At 36.1% G+C, this 19,276-nt stretch carries 17 protein-coding genes and 1 pseudogene; 4 read left to right on the top strand and 14 right to left on the bottom strand.

The features are described 5' to 3' along the window. Positions 1-74: 74 nt before the first annotated feature. Positions 75-527: a DUF1801 domain-containing protein gene (locus BCR22_RS14600; RefSeq protein WP_069655612.1), complete on the bottom strand. Its 453-nt coding sequence runs from the start codon at positions 525-527 to the stop codon at positions 75-77. Between the two features lie 430 nt (positions 528-957). Between BCR22_RS14600 and BCR22_RS14595 the strand changes: the two are divergent. Next, positions 958-1,286 (top strand): annotated as a pseudogene (locus tag BCR22_RS14595) (iron chaperone). A 150-nt stretch (positions 1,287-1,436) separates the two neighbouring features. Further along, on the top strand, positions 1,437-3,899 hold the full coding sequence (locus BCR22_RS14590; RefSeq protein WP_069655611.1) for a transglycosylase domain-containing protein: 2,463 nt from the start codon (positions 1,437-1,439) through the stop codon (positions 3,897-3,899). 111 nt (positions 3,900-4,010) lie between these two features. On the opposite strand, the gene ccpA is transcribed toward BCR22_RS14590, so the two are convergent. Beyond that, positions 4,011-5,012, bottom strand: a complete 1,002-nt coding sequence (gene ccpA, locus BCR22_RS14585) for a catabolite control protein A (RefSeq protein WP_069655610.1) — start codon at positions 5,010-5,012, stop codon at positions 4,011-4,013. A 213-nt stretch (positions 5,013-5,225) separates the two neighbouring features. Here ccpA and BCR22_RS14580 point away from each other — a divergent pair, with 213 nt between their 5' ends. Beyond that, complete coding sequence (locus tag BCR22_RS14580) at positions 5,226-6,326, top strand: aminopeptidase P family protein (protein ID WP_069655609.1); 1,101 nt, start codon at positions 5,226-5,228, stop codon at positions 6,324-6,326. 51 nt (positions 6,327-6,377) lie between these two features. Here BCR22_RS14580 and BCR22_RS14575 read toward each other — a convergent pair whose 3' ends face one another. The 6 genes from BCR22_RS14575 to hprK all read right to left on the bottom strand — a co-directional run bounded on the left by BCR22_RS14575 (position 6,378) and on the right by hprK (position 12,200). After that, positions 6,378-6,968 (bottom strand): YtxH domain-containing protein, encoded by a 591-nt coding sequence (locus BCR22_RS14575; RefSeq protein WP_069655608.1) that lies wholly within the window; start codon positions 6,966-6,968, stop codon positions 6,378-6,380. A 28-nt stretch (positions 6,969-6,996) separates the two neighbouring features. After that, positions 6,997-7,434 (bottom strand): DUF948 domain-containing protein, encoded by a 438-nt coding sequence (locus BCR22_RS14570; protein WP_069655607.1) that lies wholly within the window; start codon positions 7,432-7,434, stop codon positions 6,997-6,999. 438 nt (positions 7,435-7,872) lie between these two features. Continuing rightward, a complete protein-coding gene (gene galU / locus BCR22_RS14565; protein ID WP_069655606.1) occupies positions 7,873-8,769 on the bottom strand; it encodes a UTP--glucose-1-phosphate uridylyltransferase GalU in 897 nt (298 codons plus the stop codon). A gap of 19 nt (positions 8,770-8,788) precedes the next feature. Further along, a complete protein-coding gene (locus tag BCR22_RS14560) occupies positions 8,789-9,805 on the bottom strand; it encodes an NAD(P)H-dependent glycerol-3-phosphate dehydrogenase (RefSeq protein ID WP_069655605.1) in 1,017 nt (338 codons plus the stop codon). A 376-nt stretch (positions 9,806-10,181) separates the two neighbouring features. Beyond that, the gene (lgt, locus tag BCR22_RS14555) at positions 10,182-11,012 is read right to left on the bottom strand and encodes a prolipoprotein diacylglyceryl transferase (RefSeq protein WP_069655604.1); all 831 of its coding nucleotides are present in this window, start codon (positions 11,010-11,012) and stop codon (positions 10,182-10,184) included. A 249-nt stretch (positions 11,013-11,261) separates the two neighbouring features. Further along, positions 11,262-12,200: an HPr(Ser) kinase/phosphatase gene (hprK, locus tag BCR22_RS14550; RefSeq protein ID WP_069655603.1), complete on the bottom strand. Its 939-nt coding sequence runs from the start codon at positions 12,198-12,200 to the stop codon at positions 11,262-11,264. A 253-nt stretch (positions 12,201-12,453) separates the two neighbouring features. Here hprK and BCR22_RS14545 point away from each other — a divergent pair, with 253 nt between their 5' ends. Continuing rightward, the gene (locus BCR22_RS14545; protein ID WP_069655602.1) at positions 12,454-13,422 is read left to right on the top strand and encodes a GIY-YIG nuclease family protein; all 969 of its coding nucleotides are present in this window, start codon (positions 12,454-12,456) and stop codon (positions 13,420-13,422) included. 41 nt (positions 13,423-13,463) lie between these two features. On the opposite strand, the gene BCR22_RS14540 is transcribed toward BCR22_RS14545, so the two are convergent. The 6 genes from BCR22_RS14540 to BCR22_RS14515 form a co-directional block, all read right to left on the bottom strand. Next, positions 13,464-13,823 carry a phage holin family protein gene (locus BCR22_RS14540; protein WP_069655601.1) on the bottom strand — a complete coding sequence of 120 codons (360 nt, stop codon included), beginning with the start codon at positions 13,821-13,823 and terminating at the stop codon, positions 13,464-13,466. Further along, a complete protein-coding gene (locus BCR22_RS14535; RefSeq protein WP_069655600.1) occupies positions 13,823-14,146 on the bottom strand; it encodes a PspC domain-containing protein in 324 nt (107 codons plus the stop codon). The genes BCR22_RS14540 and BCR22_RS14535 overlap by 1 nt, the downstream gene beginning before the upstream one ends. Positions 14,147-14,340: 194 nt before the next feature. Next, positions 14,341-15,939 carry a daptomycin-sensing surface protein LiaX gene (gene liaX, locus BCR22_RS14530; protein ID WP_069655599.1) on the bottom strand — a complete coding sequence of 533 codons (1,599 nt, stop codon included), beginning with the start codon at positions 15,937-15,939 and terminating at the stop codon, positions 14,341-14,343. Positions 15,940-16,201: 262 nt separating this feature from the next. Then, entirely contained in the window at positions 16,202-17,503 is a 1,302-nt protein-coding gene (locus BCR22_RS14525; protein ID WP_069655598.1) for a pyrimidine-nucleoside phosphorylase, read from the bottom strand. A gap of 35 nt (positions 17,504-17,538) precedes the next feature. After that, complete coding sequence (gene deoC, locus BCR22_RS14520; RefSeq protein ID WP_069655597.1) at positions 17,539-18,210, bottom strand: deoxyribose-phosphate aldolase; 672 nt, start codon at positions 18,208-18,210, stop codon at positions 17,539-17,541. Positions 18,211-18,315: 105 nt separating this feature from the next. Further along, positions 18,316-19,254, bottom strand: coding sequence for a sugar-binding transcriptional regulator (locus BCR22_RS14515; protein ID WP_069655641.1), 939 nt, complete (start codon positions 19,252-19,254; stop codon positions 18,316-18,318). Positions 19,255-19,276 lie beyond the last annotated feature (22 nt).

The raw sequence follows: 19,276 nt of genomic DNA, 5'->3' as shown, positions 1-19,276 counted from the left end.
AATTTTCCATTCTTTAAAAGAGTACGTGAAACGAACAGAAAAAACAATCTTTTTGCCTCTTATAATAAGCACAACTACTTCTTATTTTTTTCTGTAAAATGAATATAACTCGCAATCCATTCTTCCATTGAAATTTTTCCGATCAATTCCCCAATCAGTTCATATGGAATTGTGTTTGGATTAGTAAATCGGATACAACTCTTTCCCATATTTAGTTTTGTTGGAACTACCTTTTGATATTCTTCTTGAAACCATGCCAACAATTCTTTATTTCCCATGATTCCCATATGATACAAAGATAGATGCTTTTTCTGAGCAGCTAAACTAATAAACGGTAATGGTTCGTCCGATCTGCCTAAATATCCTTCTGAAAAAACACTTAGTGGAACAACATAAGTTGGCATCCCATATTGTAAACGTAAGACAAATCCTTCAGGTATATTTTCCGTAATAACATTCGCTAATCTTAAATATGCATCTTGCCATTTTGCCTCAATGTTCTCTATATAATTTTGCACTTGATCCATCTTCAGCCCCCCTTTAGTTTAAACGCTTATTTACCAGAGCTATCTGTTCGGTATAATTCTTTAGATTTAACTCCATTTCCCAAAAACTCAATCATTTCATTTTTTTCCTTTGCGTTCTTTAATTTCCTAGCACTATAGATATACCTCGCCTAACTTTTTTATATCCTAATGTTAGTTGATTGAAGACGATTTTTGCTTCTTTGTGATTTTCAATAAATGATTCTATGGTTGATAAAAAAGAACCATTCGATTAAATTTTAACGTACTATCTGCGATATAGCTATCCTTTTTATCTACATTAAGAGCTGGAAAAATTTCGTCGCGATAGACCATTATTTCCTTCTTGATTTTTATGAATGAAAATGAATACACCACTCCTGACGCCATGGTATACTAAATACATCAACCATGAAAAAAGTAGGTAAATACCATGCCCATTATTGAAGACTATATCTCAAACGCACCAGAAAATCGCCAAGCTAAACTAAAATTACTCTATTCGACTATCAAGCAACTTATCCCAGAAGCAACTGAAAAATGTCTTATGGCATGCCCACCTTCCATTTAAACGGGAATTTAGTTCACTTTGCTAATGTTAGGTTTTATCCAGCTCCAACTGCAATCGAAGCATTCAAAAATGAACTAACAAAATTCACCACAAGTAAAGGTGCCATTCGATTTTTTCTTGATCAGGAGTTACCAATAGAATTGATTGAAAAAATCGTGTTCTTTAGATTAAAAGAAAATACTAAAAAGTAAAAATAGTTATAAAAACAAGTAAAACTTTCTTATAGATTAAAAAAATAAAACTAAGGTTATTCAGTCATTTATAGTAAGTTTTTTGATTAAGTACCCAGAAATAACTGAACAACTGTTCATTATAGATTTTTTTTGCTATAATATCACGGAATGTATCATTATATTGAGGTGAAGCTTTTGGACAATCAGAATAATTCCCGTAAAACGGAACAACATTCTACTAAAGGACCAGAAAAGAAAAAGATTTTTTTAACTATAAATGTCGTGATTCGTGTACTGCAATCATTATTTGTCTTTGCAGTTGTTGTTCTATTATTAGGAGGCGCTTTAGGCCTTGGGATTGGTATGGGGTATTTTGCTTTTCTGGTTGAAGATACACAACCACCAACAAAAGAAGAACTCCAAACGGAAATTAGTGACATCTCCGAAGTATCCCGAATGACTTATGCTGACGGTACAAATATTGCGATGATCAAATCCGATTTAGTCAGAACAAGAGTTGACTCAGAACACATCTCACCACTCTTGAAAAAGGCGATTATTTCTACCGAGGATGAATACTTTGAAGAACATAAAGGAGTCGTTCCAAAAGCGGTCATCCGAGCGCTCGTTTCTGACGCGACAGGTATAGGCGGTTCATCTGGAGGATCGACGTTAACACAACAGTTAGTCAAACAACAAATCTTGACAGATGAAACAACATTCAAGCGAAAAGCAAATGAGATTCTACTTGCCTACCGTATTGAAAAGTATTTTTCAAAAGATGAAATCGTGACAACATATCTAAATGTTTCTCCTTTTGGTCGTAATAACAAAGGGGAAAATATTGCAGGTGTTGAAGAAGCGGCGAAAGGTTTATTTGGTAAAAATGCCAATGATCTAACACTTCCCCAAGCCGCATTTATTGCAGGTTTACCACAAAGTCCGATCATCTATACGCCATATAGCAATACAGGCGCTTTAAAAGATGACGAGAATATGGCCTATGGCATGAAACGAAAAGATTTTGTTTTATTCAGTATGTATCGTGAAAAAGCCATTACTAAAGAAGAATATGAAGCGGCGAAAAACTATGACTTAAAGCAAGATTTCCAACCACAACAAGAATCTAATCAAAATACTCAAGGCTACTTATATAATGCCGTATTGGAACAAGCAACGAATGTCGTAATGGATATCAATATAGAAAAAGCTGGGGTAAAAAAAGAAACATTAGATGACCTAGGACTTTCTCAATACAAGGATCAAGCTCGAAAGGAAATTCAAAATAGAGGCTATACGATTCAATCAACAATCGATCAAACCGTATACGATACCATGCAAAATGCTGTTGCAACCTATGGTTATATGTTAGATGATGGGTATGGTGCTGGACTTGTCGAGACTGGGAATGTTTTGATGGACAATAAAACAGGTAGAATCATTGGATTTGTAGCGGGTCGTGACTTCAATGTCAGCCAAAGCAACCATGCATTAGACACCCTCAGACAAGTTGGTTCTACGATTAAACCAATTTCAGTTTATGGCCCTGCTATCGATCAGGGAATGGTTGGTTCAGAGAGTCGCTTAGCCAATTATCCTACGTCATACAGAAGTGGTGATGAGCTAACAAATGCAACAAATTCTGGAACAAACACATTCGATACTGTTCGCCATTCATTAGAGTGGTCGTATAATATTCCTGTCTATCATCTAAATGAAGCGATGAAAGCACAGATGGGCGATGATAATTTTGCTTACAATAACTATCTAAGCAAAATGAATTACCCTGCTAACGATGGATGGGCTTACGAATCAGCGCCTTTAGGTTCTATAGAAGCAACTGTTTTAACTCAAACAAATGGATTTCAAACACTCGCTAATAAAGGGCAATATCAAAAAGGCTATATGATCGATAAGATTACTGATAATAGCGGAAAAGTTATTTATGAACATAAAGATGCACCTGTTCAAGTCTATTCAGAAGCGACGGCATCTATTATGAATGATATGATGCGTTCAGTCTTAGATTCAAAGATAACTACTCCCTTCAAAAATATGATCAATGGTCTTAATCCTGCTTTTGGCAATGTGGATTGGGTCGGTAAAACAGGAACAACCGATGCCTATAAAGATGCTTGGTTAGTTGTTTCAACACCGACTATTACCTTAGGTTCTTGGACAGGTTATGATAACCCAACAGCAATGAGCCCAAATAGTGGTGATCAAAATAGTGCCTACTTAGCAAATTTGGCAAATGCAATCTATTCAGTCAGACCTGATTTATTCGGCGCTGGTGAAAAATTCACGCTTTCAAAAGACGTGATTAAATCAACTGTCTCAAGCTTCACAGGAGAAAAACCAGGTACTTTCACCTATAATGGCGGAACCTATACTGCGCCTGGGCCAAATGTCGAATCCTTCTATGCGAAAGATGGTGCTCCGAAGAGTCAATATAAATTTGGCTATGGTGGATCAGATGCTAACTATAGCGCCTATTGGGGCCGCTATGCAACACCAAAAACGCCTTCCTCTTCAACACCACCTTCTTCTTCGGAGAAAAAAGAAGAAAAGAAGAAAGAGGATGATAAGAAAGAAAATTCTACGCCAACTTCAAGCGGTAATAGTAACTAATAAAAATAAGTCAGCTAAAAAAATAGCTGACTTATTTTTGCGTCTTCACTTTCTAAAATAATAAATAAACACCTAGCCAAAAAGAATCCTTTAACTAGGTGTTTAAAATTTTTATTTAGTTGAACCTTTTTGATCCATTCCATAAGGTAAGGTAACTGTTTTATCTTCGATCTCTTCTTTGTTCATTAATTTCGTTAACAAACGCATTGCTACAGCACCGATATCATATAAAGGTTGTGTCACACTTGAAAGACGCGGACGAGAAACTTCCGTAAGCAGTGAGTTGTTGCTTGTGATGATTTCGAATTCTTCTGGTACTTTCACACCAGCATCAATCATTCCGTCCAATAAACCAATTGCTAATTCATCATCTGTCACATAAGCTGCTGTCGCGCCACTATTGCGGATACGTTCAGCTAAAGAGATACCTGCTTTAAACTTATATTCAGCTTCAAAAATCAAGCCTTCATTATAAGATAAGCCATTGTCAGCTAATGCATCTTTATAGCCTTTGATGCGATTTTGACCATTGATAGGATCAATCAATGCGCCACTAACAAAAGCAATTTTTTTATTGCCGTTTTTAGCTAATAGATTTGTAGCATCTTTTGTTGCTTCTGTATAATCAATATTTACGCTACCAACCTGTTCATCTGGATCGATTGAACCAGCTAAAACAACAGGTGTTTTAGAACGTGAAAACTCGCCACGAATTTCATCTGTAATATGGTGTCCCATAAAGATGATTCCATCCACTTGTTTTGCCAACAGATTATTCAATACATTAACTTCTTTTTGATCATTACTGTCAGAGTTTGCCAAAATAATATTATATTTGTACATTGTAGCAACGTCATCGATTCCTCGAGCTAATGAAGCAAAAAAGACATTACTCACGTCAGGTATAATAACTCCTACAGTCGTTGTCTTCTTACTAGCTAAACCACGAGCTACAGCATTGGGACGATAGTCTAAGCGGTCAATTACTTCTAACACTTTTTTGCGTGTAGCTGGCTTCACATTGGGATTGCCGTTAACTACACGAGATACAGTCGCCATGGATACATTTGCTTCACGAGCAACATCATAAATAGTAATTGTTTGTTTTTCCATGTTAATTCTCCTAAATATTTATAGTTGTTTTCATTTTCTGAAAACGCTGTTTACATTTCTCACTAAGAATAGCAGAGTTTTTTTATTATTGCAACCGTTTTATCCCATTTTCATGAAAATTTACTCTACATTTCAAAAAGCGCTTTACACAATTTCGTGGTATGATAAAGATAAGTTTTACAGTAATCAGCCTTAACAGAAAGAAGGATATTTATGAATCAAGAAAAAATGAATGAATTAAAAAAATGGATGGCCAACGAGAATATTGACCTCACTTATATTAGTGATCCTGGACATATTGCCTATTTTTCTGGTTACAAAAGTGATCCTCATGAACGAGTGTTAGCTTTATTTATCTCATTAAACCATGATCCTTTTCTATTTACCCCAGCTTTAGAAGTTGAAGATGCTGAAAAAAGCTCATGGTCTTATCCTGTCTATGGATATCTTGATAGTGAAAACCCTTGGGAAAAAATTGCTCAATTGATCAAAAAGAATGGAAATCCAAGTAAAATTGCAACTGAAAAAGACTCTTTAACGGTCAGCCGTTTTGATATTTTAACTAATTATTTTTCAAATAGCGATTTTTCAGCTAGTGTCACTCCAATTATTGAAAAATTACAATTACTTAAAACACCATCTGAAGTAACGAAGCTAATGGAAGCTGGGGATTGGGCAGATGTCGCTTTAGAGATTGGCTTCAAAGCCATTAAGGAAGGGGCTAAAGAACAAGAAATTCTCGCTGAAATCGAATATCAGCTGAAACGTCAAGGTATTCGTTCAATGAGCTTTGATACTTTAGTTCTAACTGGAAAAAACGCAGCAAGTCCTCACGGTAATCCTGGAAATACGGCTGTTGCGAAGCAAGACTTGGTTTTATTTGATTTAGGTGTTGTTTATAATGGCTATTGCAGTGACGTTACTCGAACAGTTGCATACAAAGAACCAACTGATTTCCAAAAAGAAATCTATTCAATCGTATTGGAAGCACAATTAAAGGCTATGGATGCAGTTAAACCTGGCGTTACTGCTGGTGAATTAGACGATGTTGCTCGTGGCGTGATCAGTAGTTATGGCTATGGCGACTATTTCAATCATCGTTTGGGTCATGGTATTGGTACTACTGTTCATGAATACCCTTCTTTAGTAACTCGAAATGATTTGGTGATTGAAGAAGGGATGTGCTTCTCAATTGAACCAGGGATTTATATACCTGGAAAAGTCGGTGTGCGTATTGAAGACTGTTTACATGTGACTAAAAATGGCTGTGAAGCATTTACAAAAACATCAAAAGAATTAATAATCATCGAATAACAAAAAGCAAAGCCCACATCCTTCTGCGAATGCGGGCTTTGCTTTTTACTGTTATTTACCTTTAACATCTTCAACTGTTTCTTTAACAGCCTTCTTTGTATCTTTTTTTGCTTCTTCTGCTTTTTCTGGAACATCTTTTGTTGCTTCTTTTGCTTCAGCAACACCTTCTGAAACAGTCTCTTTAGCTTTTTGCGCTGATTCTTTAACATCAATAAATATATCGTCAGAAGCGTCTTCTGCGATGTCACCTAATTCATCGACTTGATCGTTTACATCTTGCGCTGTCTTTTTAAAACGATCAGACAAATCATCTGTTTGTTTTTTGAACGATTCTAAAACTGTATCTGAAACGCCTTGCGCCTTGTCTAATGAATCTTTTGTCTTATCTTTAACATTTCCAGCTAAATCACCTGCTTGTTCACCTAGCACGCTAGCTTTTTCTTTAGCAATCGATGATAACTCAGAACCTTTTTGCACAGCGTAATCTGTATAATCCGTTGCTTTTTCTTTAAAATCATCTGCTTGATTTGCTAGATCTTCACGTAACTCTTTACCTGATTTTGGTGCCAACAAAAGTGCTGCTACTGCCGCTGCTGTTCCACCAATAATTGCTCCTATAAAAAATCCGCCTTTTTTCGCCATGTTTATTCCTCCATTATCTTTTATTATTTTATTGTTTCACTTGTTTTGGGTGATTTTTTGGACGGAATGCTCTAAATGCCGCTCCGCCTACTTTACTGACGACACCAGCTTTAGCTGTCGTCTTTCCGACTGCCCCTACTTTTCCAAGTAAATTTCTGCTAGAAAAGTTTAATTCGGAAACACTTTCACTTAACTCTGCCACTGCTTCGAACAATGGGTCAATCGTCGCAACTTTTTTATTAACATCATCTAGCAACTCATTACTTTTCACTAAAAGTCCCTCGACTTGCCTAGATAAAATATCAACATCTTTCGTTACAACCTCAATCGTTTTATTTGCTTCATCAACCGTAGTAGTAACTTTCTCTACAGTCTTACTGATTTTCATCAATACTAAAACAATAAATACCACTAATACAGCAAACGCTACTGCAGCGATAATCGCTGCAACCTCTCCACCTGTCATCTTCTTGCTCCTTCCATCAGTTATTCCATATTCTTAGAATAACACCAACTGATCTTTTTCACAAATTATTCAGTTAACCTTGTTATCTTAAGTATAATTTACAGCGCTAAATTTATAAAAAAGGGGACGTGGGACAAAAGTAAAATCACTTTTGTTTCACACCCCAGATACGAATAAACGGTGGAAGCAAAAGCAATCACTACACTACGCTTCGCTTCGATCACATCAAATTCTAAGTGCTAAAGCACTAAGATTTGAAGGCTTCGGAAATAAGCTGAAATTCACAAAAATTTGAGAAACAATTTTCGTGAATTCCTTCTTATTGCTGTAAAACACAACGAAGTACGAGTTGATGTTGCACAGTACCTACGTGGTTCTCGGGATTAAACGCTTCTGTCCCAGCATCCTTCAAATGAAAAAATCCTAAAAAACTTTAGCTTAGTTCTTTTTTTGAGTATCTTCTTTAGCAAGTTCAGCACCCAACTCAATAATATACTCACGTAAGTTGTCCTTCACTTCAGGGTGAACCAATCCATATTCAATACTTGTTTTCATAAAACCAAACTTGTCTCCTACATCATAACGTTTGCCCGTAAATTCTCTAGCAAATACACGTTGAGTCTTGTTCAAAGTGTCAATAGCATCTGTTAATTGAATTTCACCACCAGCTCCTGGTTCTTGTGATTCCAACACGTGGAAAATTTCAGGTGTTAACAAGTAACGACCGATAATCGCTAGATCACTAGGCGCTTCTTCTGGTGTTGGTTTCTCAACAAAATTATTTACATTATACAAGCCTTTTGACACTTCTGCCTCTGGATTAATAATACCATATTTCGATGTTTCTTCATGAGGAACCTTCATTACAGCAATCGTTGACGCATGTGTCTCATCATAATCGTTCATCAATTGTTTAGATAATGGGATTTTATCTTCCATGATATCATCACCCAGCATAACAACAAATGGTTCATTTCCAACAAATGCTTTTGCTTGTAATACAGCATGTCCTAATCCCTTTGGATGAGATTGACGAATAAAATGAAGATTAACATCAGTTGTTTCTTCCACTAATTTTAATAGATCTGTTTTATTTTTTTCACGAAGATTGCTCTCTAATTCGAAGTTTGCATCAAAATGATCTTCAATTGGACGCTTTGCTTTGCCAGTAACAATCAAAATATCTTCGATTCCTGCTGCCAATGCTTCTTCAACAATAAATTGAATCGTTGGTTTATCTACGATTGGAAGCATTTCCTTTGCCATCGCTTTAGTTGCTGGTAAAAATCTTGTTCCCAGCCCAGCTGCTGGAATAACCGCTTTTTTTACTTTCATGCCAATTGGCCTCCTAAAATTATATAGAAAATTCGTTTTCTGTCTTACCGTCACGTAGCATAATCTCTTTTGCCGCTTGTTTTACATCTTGACCTTCATACAGGACGTTATATATCGCTTCTGTGATTGGCATATCGACATCTAGCTGTTGCGACAGCTCATAGGCCGCCTTAGTTGTTGAGACGCCTTCGACGATCATTCCCATATTTTCAAGAACTTCATCTAGACTGTGTCCTTTTCCTAAGAGATTTCCAGCTCGCCAGTTACGAGAGTGAACACTTGTACAAGTAACAATCAAGTCTCCCACTCCACTTAACCCAATAAACGTTAAAGGATTTGCTCCCATCGCCACACCTAAACGACTGATTTCAGCTAACCCACGTGTCATAATTGCAGCTTTCGCATCATCTCCAAATCCTAAGCCACGAATTGCACCTGCTCCTAAAGCAATGATATTTTTCAATGCAGCGCCTGTTTCGACACCAATTACATCGTCATTTGTATAGATTCTAAAATAATCATTCATAAATAAAGACTGAACATAAGTTGCCTCAGCGATCGTCTCGCTTGCAGCAGTTATTGTTGTAATGTCATGAACAGCAACTTCTTCTGCATGGCTTGGGCCTGATAACACAACCACACCACTTCTTTTATTCGTTGGAATTTCTTCCATTAAAACTTCAGATATTCGTTTATGACTCCCTTGCTCCAATCCTTTACTAGCATGTATAATCAACGGTTGATTCTTACATTTCTCCGCAAACTCTTGTGCAACCGTTCGAATCGCTTTCGTTGGAACAACAAACAAGACTGCATCTGCATCTTGAATACATTCCTCTAATGACAATTTCCCTTTAATCGATTCTGGGATAACCAAATCAGGCAGATAGTGATGATTGGTATGGTGCTTGTTGATTTCATCAATTTGTGCTTCATTATGTCCCCAGATACGAACTTCATGACCATTTTCTGCTAAAACCTGTGCCAATGCAGTTCCCCATGATCCGGGACCTAAAACAGCAACTTTTTGTTTCATTGGTGAAAATCTCCTTTCAAAATAAGAAAAGCTGAATAAACTTGTCAGCTATGACTGAAAGATAGGAAAAATTAATTGAGTCGTTCTTTGACTCCTTTAATTTTTATCTTCTTTCCGAAGAGCTAGTTTGTGAAGCTAGACCATAGAAAAGCTGAATAAACTTGTCAGCTGTGACTGAAAGATAGGAAAAATTTATTGAGTCGTTCTTTGACTCCTTTAATTCTTATCTTCTTTACGAAGAGCTAGTTGATGACGCTAGATCATAACATCTCCATAAACCTTTCAAATACTCCACTTACGATCTCTTTAAATAACTAGCTTTTTAACTTTCATACTCACTTACCATTTTACCATAGCTATGTTGAAAAAGGCAGTTCTAAACTGCCTTTTTTGACGTTCCTTTATCACGATCGTAAAATTTTATAGTTCCTGTTTTACGACGAATGATCACAAGTAAAATTGCACCGAAAAATAACACCAGGGAAACTACTTGTGAAACTCGAATACTTCCGAAGGCATATAAACTATCTGTCCGCATCCCTTCAATAAAGAAACGGCCGAAAGCATACCAGATAATATAGCCGAAGAATACTTCGCCTTCTTTTAAGAAATTTTTCTTTTTCCTTAAAACAATCAACACAATAAACCCTAAAACATTCCAGATGGATTCATATAAAAAAGTTGGTTGATGATATGTTCCGTCGATATTCATATTGTCGATAATAAACTTCGGTAAATGCAATCCTTCTAAAAATGTCCGTGTAGTAGCTGGCCCATATGCTTCATGATTCATAAAATTACCCCAGCGCCCGATTGCTTGCGCTAAAATAACACTTGGTGCTGCAATATCCAAAAATGTCCAAGTGGAAATAAATCGATGTCTTGTAAAGAAAAACAATGCGATTCCTCCACCAATCAGCCCACCATATATTGCTAGTCCACCATTTCTGGTCAAAATAATTTCAATTGGGTTATCAACATAATCTTGCCATTGAAAAATCACATAATACAAACGAGCACCAATAATTGCACTTGGTAAGCCCCACAACATAAAGTCAATCACATCATCTTCTTTCAAGCCAACTCGAACGGCTTCTCTACTACTTAGCCAAACAGCTAGCACGATTCCTGAAACAATAATAACTGCATACCAGTATACGGATATTCCAAAAAAATTAAACGCCACTGGATTTACTTGTCCTAACATTTGGCTTCCTCCTAATTTAAAAGTGAAAAGGGCTCGTTTAGCTCTGAATGAAAAATAGAAAAATATGAGCGTGATGTTCTTTACCACAATCAGATTTTGTCTTTTTCCGAAGAGCTAGCCCGCATAGCTAGATAACATTAAAAGCGAAGCGGGCTCGTTTAGCTCTGACTGAAAAATAGAAAAATATGAGCGTGGTGTTCTTTACCACAATCAGATTTTGTCTTTTTTCCGAAGAGCTAGCCCGCATAGCTAGATACCCCCTGAATTTTCCTCTATCAATCGTGTCAACCGTTCTTCAAATGACTTAGTTGCATCATATCCCATCGTTTTCGCACGGAAATTCATTGCAGCCACTTCAATAATAATTGCCACGTTCCGCCCTGTTTTAACAGGAATACGAATTTGAGGAACATCCACGTTAGCAATTTCGACCATCGCATCATCTGACCCTAAACGGTCATATTTCTTGTCTTTTTCCCATGCTTCTAAATAAACAACTAGTTGAACCTGCATAAAGCCGCGGACAGCACTCGCACCAAATAAATTCATCACATCAATGATTCCAATGCCTCGAATCTCAATCAAATGCTGTAAAATTTTAGGTGGTTCACCCACAACGGTTAATTCATCTTGCTGATAAACATCTACTCGGTCATCTGCAATCAAACGGTGTCCACGCTTGATCAACTCTAATGCTGTCTCACTTTTACCAATACCGCTATCACCTTGAATCAAGACACCAAGTCCATAAACATCAACCAAAACACCATGTACGCTTGTTCTTGCTGCTAATCGACTATCGAGATAACTTGATAATTCTCCTAACAAACGCGATGTAGAGATTGGCGAACGTAAAACAGCCAAGCCTTTTTCTTTTGCTGCTTGCACCATTTCATCAGGTGCTTCCAGACCTCTAGAAATAATAAAAGCAGGCGTGTCCTTCTCACACAAACGACGCATCACCATCAATCGTTCTTCTGGTATCATACGTTCAGAAAATGTAATCTCCTTGCTACCAAATAGCTGTAAACGATTATGAGGATAATAATTAAAATATCCAGTCAATTCCAATCCCGGACGGGAAATATCTCCTGTTGTGATTTCTCTATTTAAACTTTCTTCATCGCCATAAACGACTTCTAAAGAAAGCTTTTCTACCAGTTGATGAATTTTTACAACTTCTTCCATCTTTATCATTCATTCCTTTCCAGTTTCCTACTCGTTCCATTTTATCATTTCATGTGGGAAGTTTCTAGCTATTAGGAAGATTGTCTTTGTTTTGTTTGTGTTCTCACTGGTAAATTTTTTCTGGGTCTTATTTTTATTCAAAAATTGTGCTGCCTATTTATTCCTAGTTAACGATTGACTATCCCCAATTAATTTGTATACTTAATTTGTATTACCGTATCCAGCCAAAAACAATCAATTGGATGTGTTTCTTATGAACGATAATTTAAAAGAGCAAGTAAGACATCTCCCTTTAACCCCAGGTGTTTATTTGATGAAAGATAAACACGGAACAGTTATATATGTAGGCAAAGCAAAAAAATTACGAGAACGCGTTAGTAGCTATTTTAGGAAGAACAACCAACATTCAAGTAAAACAATCCGAATGATTCGACAACTATCTGATTTTGAGGTTCTTGAAGTAGATACTGAACTTGATGCACTATTATTAGAATGTCATTTAATTCAAAAATACCGCCCAATCTATAATCGGCAAATGAATTCTTTTGAACAATATAAATACATTGAGATCAATACTGAACAACCAGAAATTTCAATCAATATACGTACTGTTCCCACGAAAAAAAATTGCTTCGGGCCTTTTTCAACAAACAGAAAATTGTCAGAACTAAAACAAATATTAGAAAACCTATACGGATTAAACCAAACGAATGATTGGCAATACTCATTCTCTGAGAGTTCCACATCTCTACTTGACTCAAAAACAATTTCTACAGAATTACTTGAGGCATTTACGCTAAATAATCAGATGCCCCAAAATCGTTTAGAAACAAAAATGATTTTAGCGTCTGAAAACCAGTCATTTGAAAAAGCGTTAAAGTTACGAGAAGATTGGCAATTTATTACACGTTTTTTCAATCAAAATAGAAAATTGATTTTAGCCTCTCAAACGAATTGGCAACTTTTAATTATTCCAATTCAATCGAAAATAAAATATTATTTGATCTATCAAGGACTTGTTGTAAGTAGTCGAACACTGACCAAACGAACTGCCACTAAATATACACCGAATGAACTTGCAAAAAAAATTCTTCCTAAAAATAAGCCTGATACTATTTACCCATTTTCCAAACAACAAGTCGATTTTATCACTATTTTATATAGCTATATTCATTATCATAAAGAATGTCAACTAGTGGAACTTACTGATCCATTTGTATAAAAATAAGGATAAAACCCAGAACGTTAAGTTGGGTTTTATCCTTATTCACTATATTTATCTAAATTACGTTCACTAACGATCATATTGACTAAAGACATAATCACTGCCATTAGAATCGCTGCTCCAAAGCTTGAAAAACCAAAGTTCATTTCTCCAACGAATGAAGACGTCATCTTCAATATGGCTGCATTCACAATAAAGCTAAACAAACCAAAAGTAAGTAAAGTAAATGGAAGGGATAAAATCGTCAACACTGGTTTTACTAACATATTCAATATGGAGAGCACAAATGCTGCGATCACCGCCATCCAAATACTTCTTACGAAAATCATATTTGGAAAAATCACAGAGAGTGAAACGAATGTCAACGTATTAACGATCAAACGTTGAAAATAGGTCATTAGAAGTCACTCCAGTCATCATCATCAACTTTCTCAGCTTGTTTTCTTTGTTTTTGTGAGTTTGCATATGGATTTGGATTACGTGTATTTCTATTATACGGATTTTTATTTCCATAATTGTCGTAATTTCTACTTCTTCCAGAAGGAAGCAATACAGCTAACGCAATGTATAGTAAGAATCCTGGAAATCCTGCAGAGAAAATTGCAAGAATAACATAAATCACACGTACTATGGTAGGATCAACACCGATCCACTCAGCAATCCCTGCTAAACTTCCTGTTAATACCACATTATTAGGAGATTTTGTCAATTGTTTTTTCATCTCTTTTCACCTCTCATCTTAAAAATTATACACTAGAATAGATAGTGAGACAAAAGTTTTTTCAACTGAAAAAACTAGATTGTTTTCTGTTCTACCATTCTTTTATTTGTTTTCCTTGATCAAAAGTTAAGAGTTGTTCTCTTAACTTTTGTTCGAAGAATGGACACTTTTTGTCGATTCATTGTTCTACACATTTATTTATCTGTGTCTTTTAAATAAATGTTTCCTGTTGTTGTAGAAGCATTGATTTGAGCCATATCATCATCATTTAAACGTCTAAATTGTAATAATTGATTGGTTCTTTCTTTCTTTTCACGAATCACTTCGTAATCACTTAATCGGCTATTGATGCTGCCTAAACTTGTTTTGACTGTCCCTTCGATACCAAGTTCATTTGGTAAAGCAATCTTTACATTGCCATTAACAGAACTTGCTTCTACTTTACGTAGTGTATTTTCTTTGGCAGTGATACGAACATCACCATTGATTAATGAAACTCCGATTGTTTGTGGTGTTGCAGTGATTGTTACAGTCCCATTGACTGTTTCAATGATATTATCTAAAATTTCTCCATCTAAGACTTTGATATCGCCATTTACACCTTCAATTTCAAGCATTGTTGCATCAATTTTATTAAATGTGATTGACCCATTTGTTGATTTAGCATAAACATCTTTTGCCTTTAATGATTCGATTGTTACGTTTCCGTTTAATAGTTTAATGGATACATGATCAAATGTACGTTCTGGTAAGTAGAAAATCAGGTCTGCCCGAACACGTTTGTTTGGAATTTGAAAGGAAATCACTTCATCATCCACATCGATTTGACTTCTTTCTAAGAAAGCTTCAAGTGGGGTTTCAGCATCCATTTTACCATACAGTTTGATTTTTCCTTCTACTTTAACATCTGGCTGATCCCAAGTTTTAAATACGATATTTCCGTTTGCTACTTTGACATCAATCAAACTCGCAAGAGGAGATGGATAATTAAATTCATGTTCAAATTTTGTTGTAGCAACACCAGGAACTTTAAAACTAACATCTTTCCATTCCATGTTATCATTCATTGTTTCTGAGAATGAGCTAAATGTTTTCTTCAAGAATGAGCCTAATTGAGATCCTGCTTCACTCATTTTTTCTCCGACTTGATTGATTGTGTCTGTGGCTTGATCTTTCCAATCATCTGGAATATCAAATTTTGATGCAACTCGATCTTTTGTACCAGACCATTGTTCTTTGCGAATATTCTTCAATTCAGCTTCTAACGCGATTTTTTCTTGCGTTCGTTCATCTAAAGAATCTTCTAATGACTTAATTTCTGTTTCAAGTGATGTTCTTAACGCTAAATCTTCGTTTGTTAATTCGCTTAATTCTTCTTTAGTGTTTAATTCCATCAATTTTTCTTGTGCTTCTTTGATTTCTTCTTTAACGCCAGCAATTTTAGCATTGATTTCATCTAGTTCAACGGAAGCACGATTTGCTTCTGTCGCTAGATCATCTAGAATTTTTTCTAAACGTTCATGATCTTGCGCTTCTTTTGCTTTGACATCTTCATCAGAAACTTCTGATTCTACTGTATCTTCTTTTTGATTTTCTAACTTATTTAATAAATCTACGACTTTATCATTTTCTTTTGTATCAACCATTGGATTTGTTACGTTTACTTGGTCGGCAGCTTTTTTGATTTGTTTTTCATCTTTTTCTGTCGCCATATTTTCTAATAAGACTAAAGCTTCCTCTGAAGATAGGATACCTTTTTTAACTAAGTCTAATACTCTTTCTCTTTCTTTCATGGAAATTGCCTCCTTAGCAAATTTTTCACCCGAGGGTGTTTTCCTTATGTACCTATTATGCCTTCTTTTTAGTTGTTTGTCATAGGACTTAAGAATGAATTTTTGGTAGTCCTAAAGGGTAACTCGTCATTTATTTTAATTTTCGAATCATATAATAGGTAGAAAGTCGTATTATATCAAAAAAAAGATAGGATAAAACTCTACGAGTCACATCCCACCCTCTTATATTCAACATGAAACTCGCACTTTTTACTTATTTTGACTAATTGTGAATTTCACGATAAATCAACTTGCTTTCTGGAACGTCTGATCCGAGACGAATGTTCTCTTTGATCATCGTTACAACATCCTCAACCTCTTCTCGATTAGCAAAGATCGTGACTAAACTTTCTCCTTTTTTCACTTGATCGCCGACTTTTTTTCTTAGGACTAAACCAACCGCCAAGTCGATATCATCTTCTTTTGTTTCTCTACCTGCACCAAGTTTCATCGCAGCTACCCCAATATTATCAGCAACTATCTCAGAAACGAAACCGTCTGAATCAGAAATAACTTCTATTTCGAAGTTTGCTTGCGGCAACAGCTTCGGGTCATCTACCCATGCAGGATTACCACCTTGATTTTTGATGAATTGTTTAAATTTAACCAGAGCTGAACCGTCTGTGATAACTCCTTGCAAGAGCTCTCTCGCTTTAACTAAAGAATCAGTCTTGCCAGCAAGGACAACCATTTGGCTTCCTAATGTTAAGACTAGTTCAGTTAGATCTTCTGGTCCATTGCCTTGTAAAGTGTCAATCGCTTCTTGCACTTCCAATGAATTCCCGATCGCATTTCCCAAAGGTTGAGACATATTGGAAATAATCGCCATTGTATTTCTACCTACTAAATTGCCAATTCTCACCATTGCTGAAGCGAGTTCTGCCGCATCTTCCTCGGTTTTCATAAAGGCTCCTGCTCCCGTCTTTACATCTAAAACAATCGCATCAGCACCGGCTGCAATTTTTTTACTCATGATCGAGCTTGCAATCAACGGAATTGAACTAACAGTGGCAGTTACATCTCTTAAAGCATATAACTTTTTATCAGCTGGCGTTAAGTTACCAGATTGACCGATTACTGATATCTTGTCTCGATTGACCATCTCAGTAAATTCTTCATCTGTCAGTTCCACATGAAAACCAGCAAAAGCTTCTAGCTTATCAATCGTACCACCTGTATGGCCTAAACCGCGTCCTGACATTTTTGCAAATGGAATATCAAGAGCCGCCACAAGAGGCGCTAAAACTAAGGTTGTTGTATCACCAACACCACCAGTTGAATGTTTATCCACTTTAATTCCCTCGATATTCGATAAATCAATCACATCACCAGAATGAACCATTGCCAATGTTAAATTAGCTCTTTCTTCATCTGACATATCTTGAAAATATACAGCCATTAAAAAGGCACTTGCCTGATAATCTGGAATCGTACCATTTGTTAAACCATCAATAAAGAATTCAATTTCGTCTTTACTTAATTCTTTACCGTTTCTTTTTTTTTCAATAATATCTACCATTCTCATAGTTCGGGCCTCGCGTTCTCCATTATTTATATTTTTTAATAGCCATCGGTTGTATTTTTGCTTGTTTCATCCACAATAGCCACACTTGAACTTGCACCTAATCTTGAAGCCCCTGCATGAATCATTGCTTTAGCATCTTCTGCCGTCCGAACACCACCAGAGGCTTTTACTCCGATATCTGGCCCTACGGTTTTACGCATCAACGCAATATCCTTGATTGTAGCACCACCAGTTGAAAAACCAGTTGATGTTTTTACAAAATCAGCTCCTGCTTGAACCGATAGTTTTGATGCTAACGCAATTTCTCTGTCCGTCAATAAACAAGTTTCTAGAATCACTTTAATTAGTGCTTTACCTTGAGCAGCCTTCACAACGGCTTCAATATCTTTTAAAACAATGTCGTCATTTCCTGATTTCAGCGCGCCAACATTGATGACCATATCAACCTCTGTTGCACCATTTTTGATCGCATCTTCTGTTTCAAATGCTTTTGTAGCTGTTGTATTTGCACCTAAAGGAAATCCAATAACTGTACATACCTCAACAGTAGTCCCAGCTAATTCTTTACTGGCTAAAGAAACCCAGTAAGGATTCACACATACCGATGCGAATTCATATTTTTTAGCCTCTTCTATCAAGGCGAATAGAGCGTCCTCATTTGCTTCTGATTTTAGTAATGTGTGATCGATCATTTTATTTACGTTCATTGTACTCTCCCTTTCAGAAAATCCGTTCTTGACGATTGAAATTCCGTTCAAATAAAATTTTTATAAAAGAGTAGAAATAACCTCTACTCCGATTTAGTAGTATAACTAGTGCTGTAACAATTTCATTGCTGTAAATTTATCAATCAACAGTACGTTAGCATAACCACCAACTAAGGCGCCATGAATCGCCTTGATTTTTCGGTCACCGCCTGCAATTAAAATTGATTTTTCTTTTGTCTTTAATTCATCAAGTTCAATACCAATCGTCCGACTATTGATTTCTTGGTCGCTGATTTGTCCATTTTTATCAAAAAATCTTGAACAGATATCCCCTACTGCATTCCCTTTAAGTGACGTTTCTTCTTGTTCCGTAAAATAACCCAAACGGAAATGCAATGATTCACTTTGGACTGTTCCTACAGTGAAGACAGCGATATTAGCTTGCCTACCTAATTCGATAACCTTGCTGATATGACGATCTTTTACAACCAAATCTTTGGCTTTCTTACTATCTAAAATGACTGGCAAAGGAAAGGTTCTTGCTTTTGTATTTAATTGTTCAGCTAATAATGTGATTGTCTCAAACGCATAGTTATTAACATCGAAATACGCAATACCACCTTTTAACTGAACAACTTCGACGCCTTTTACATCCAGTCGACTCATTTTAGAGACCGTCTTATGCATTGTCGTACCCCAGCTCACCCCGACGATATCCCCGTTTTTGATTGTTTCTTCAAGATACTCAGCTGCGTATGAAGTTAGATACTCCGATATCGAATTGTAGTTTGGATCAGGTGAAAAAGCGACATGTACTTCAATTAGTCCATATTTCTCTTTGAGTTTTTTTTCGATTTCAAATAGATCAGAAAAAGGATCAAAAATCGTGATTTGAACATAGCCTTTTTCTTTTGCATATTGCAATAGACGAGAAATCGTTGGACGTGACACATTTAATTTTTCGGCGATTTCTTGTTGACTAAACGAAGATTGATAGTACAGTCTTGCAACTTCAATACTCAGTTGTTGTTTTTCTTTATCCATACTCATTGTCCGTTCCTTATTA

The sequence above is a fragment of the Enterococcus plantarum genome (assembly GCF_001730295.1).
GTDB lineage: Bacteria > Bacillota > Bacilli > Lactobacillales > Enterococcaceae > Enterococcus_L > Enterococcus_L plantarum.
This window is presented reverse-complemented; position numbering and strand designations above follow the sequence as displayed.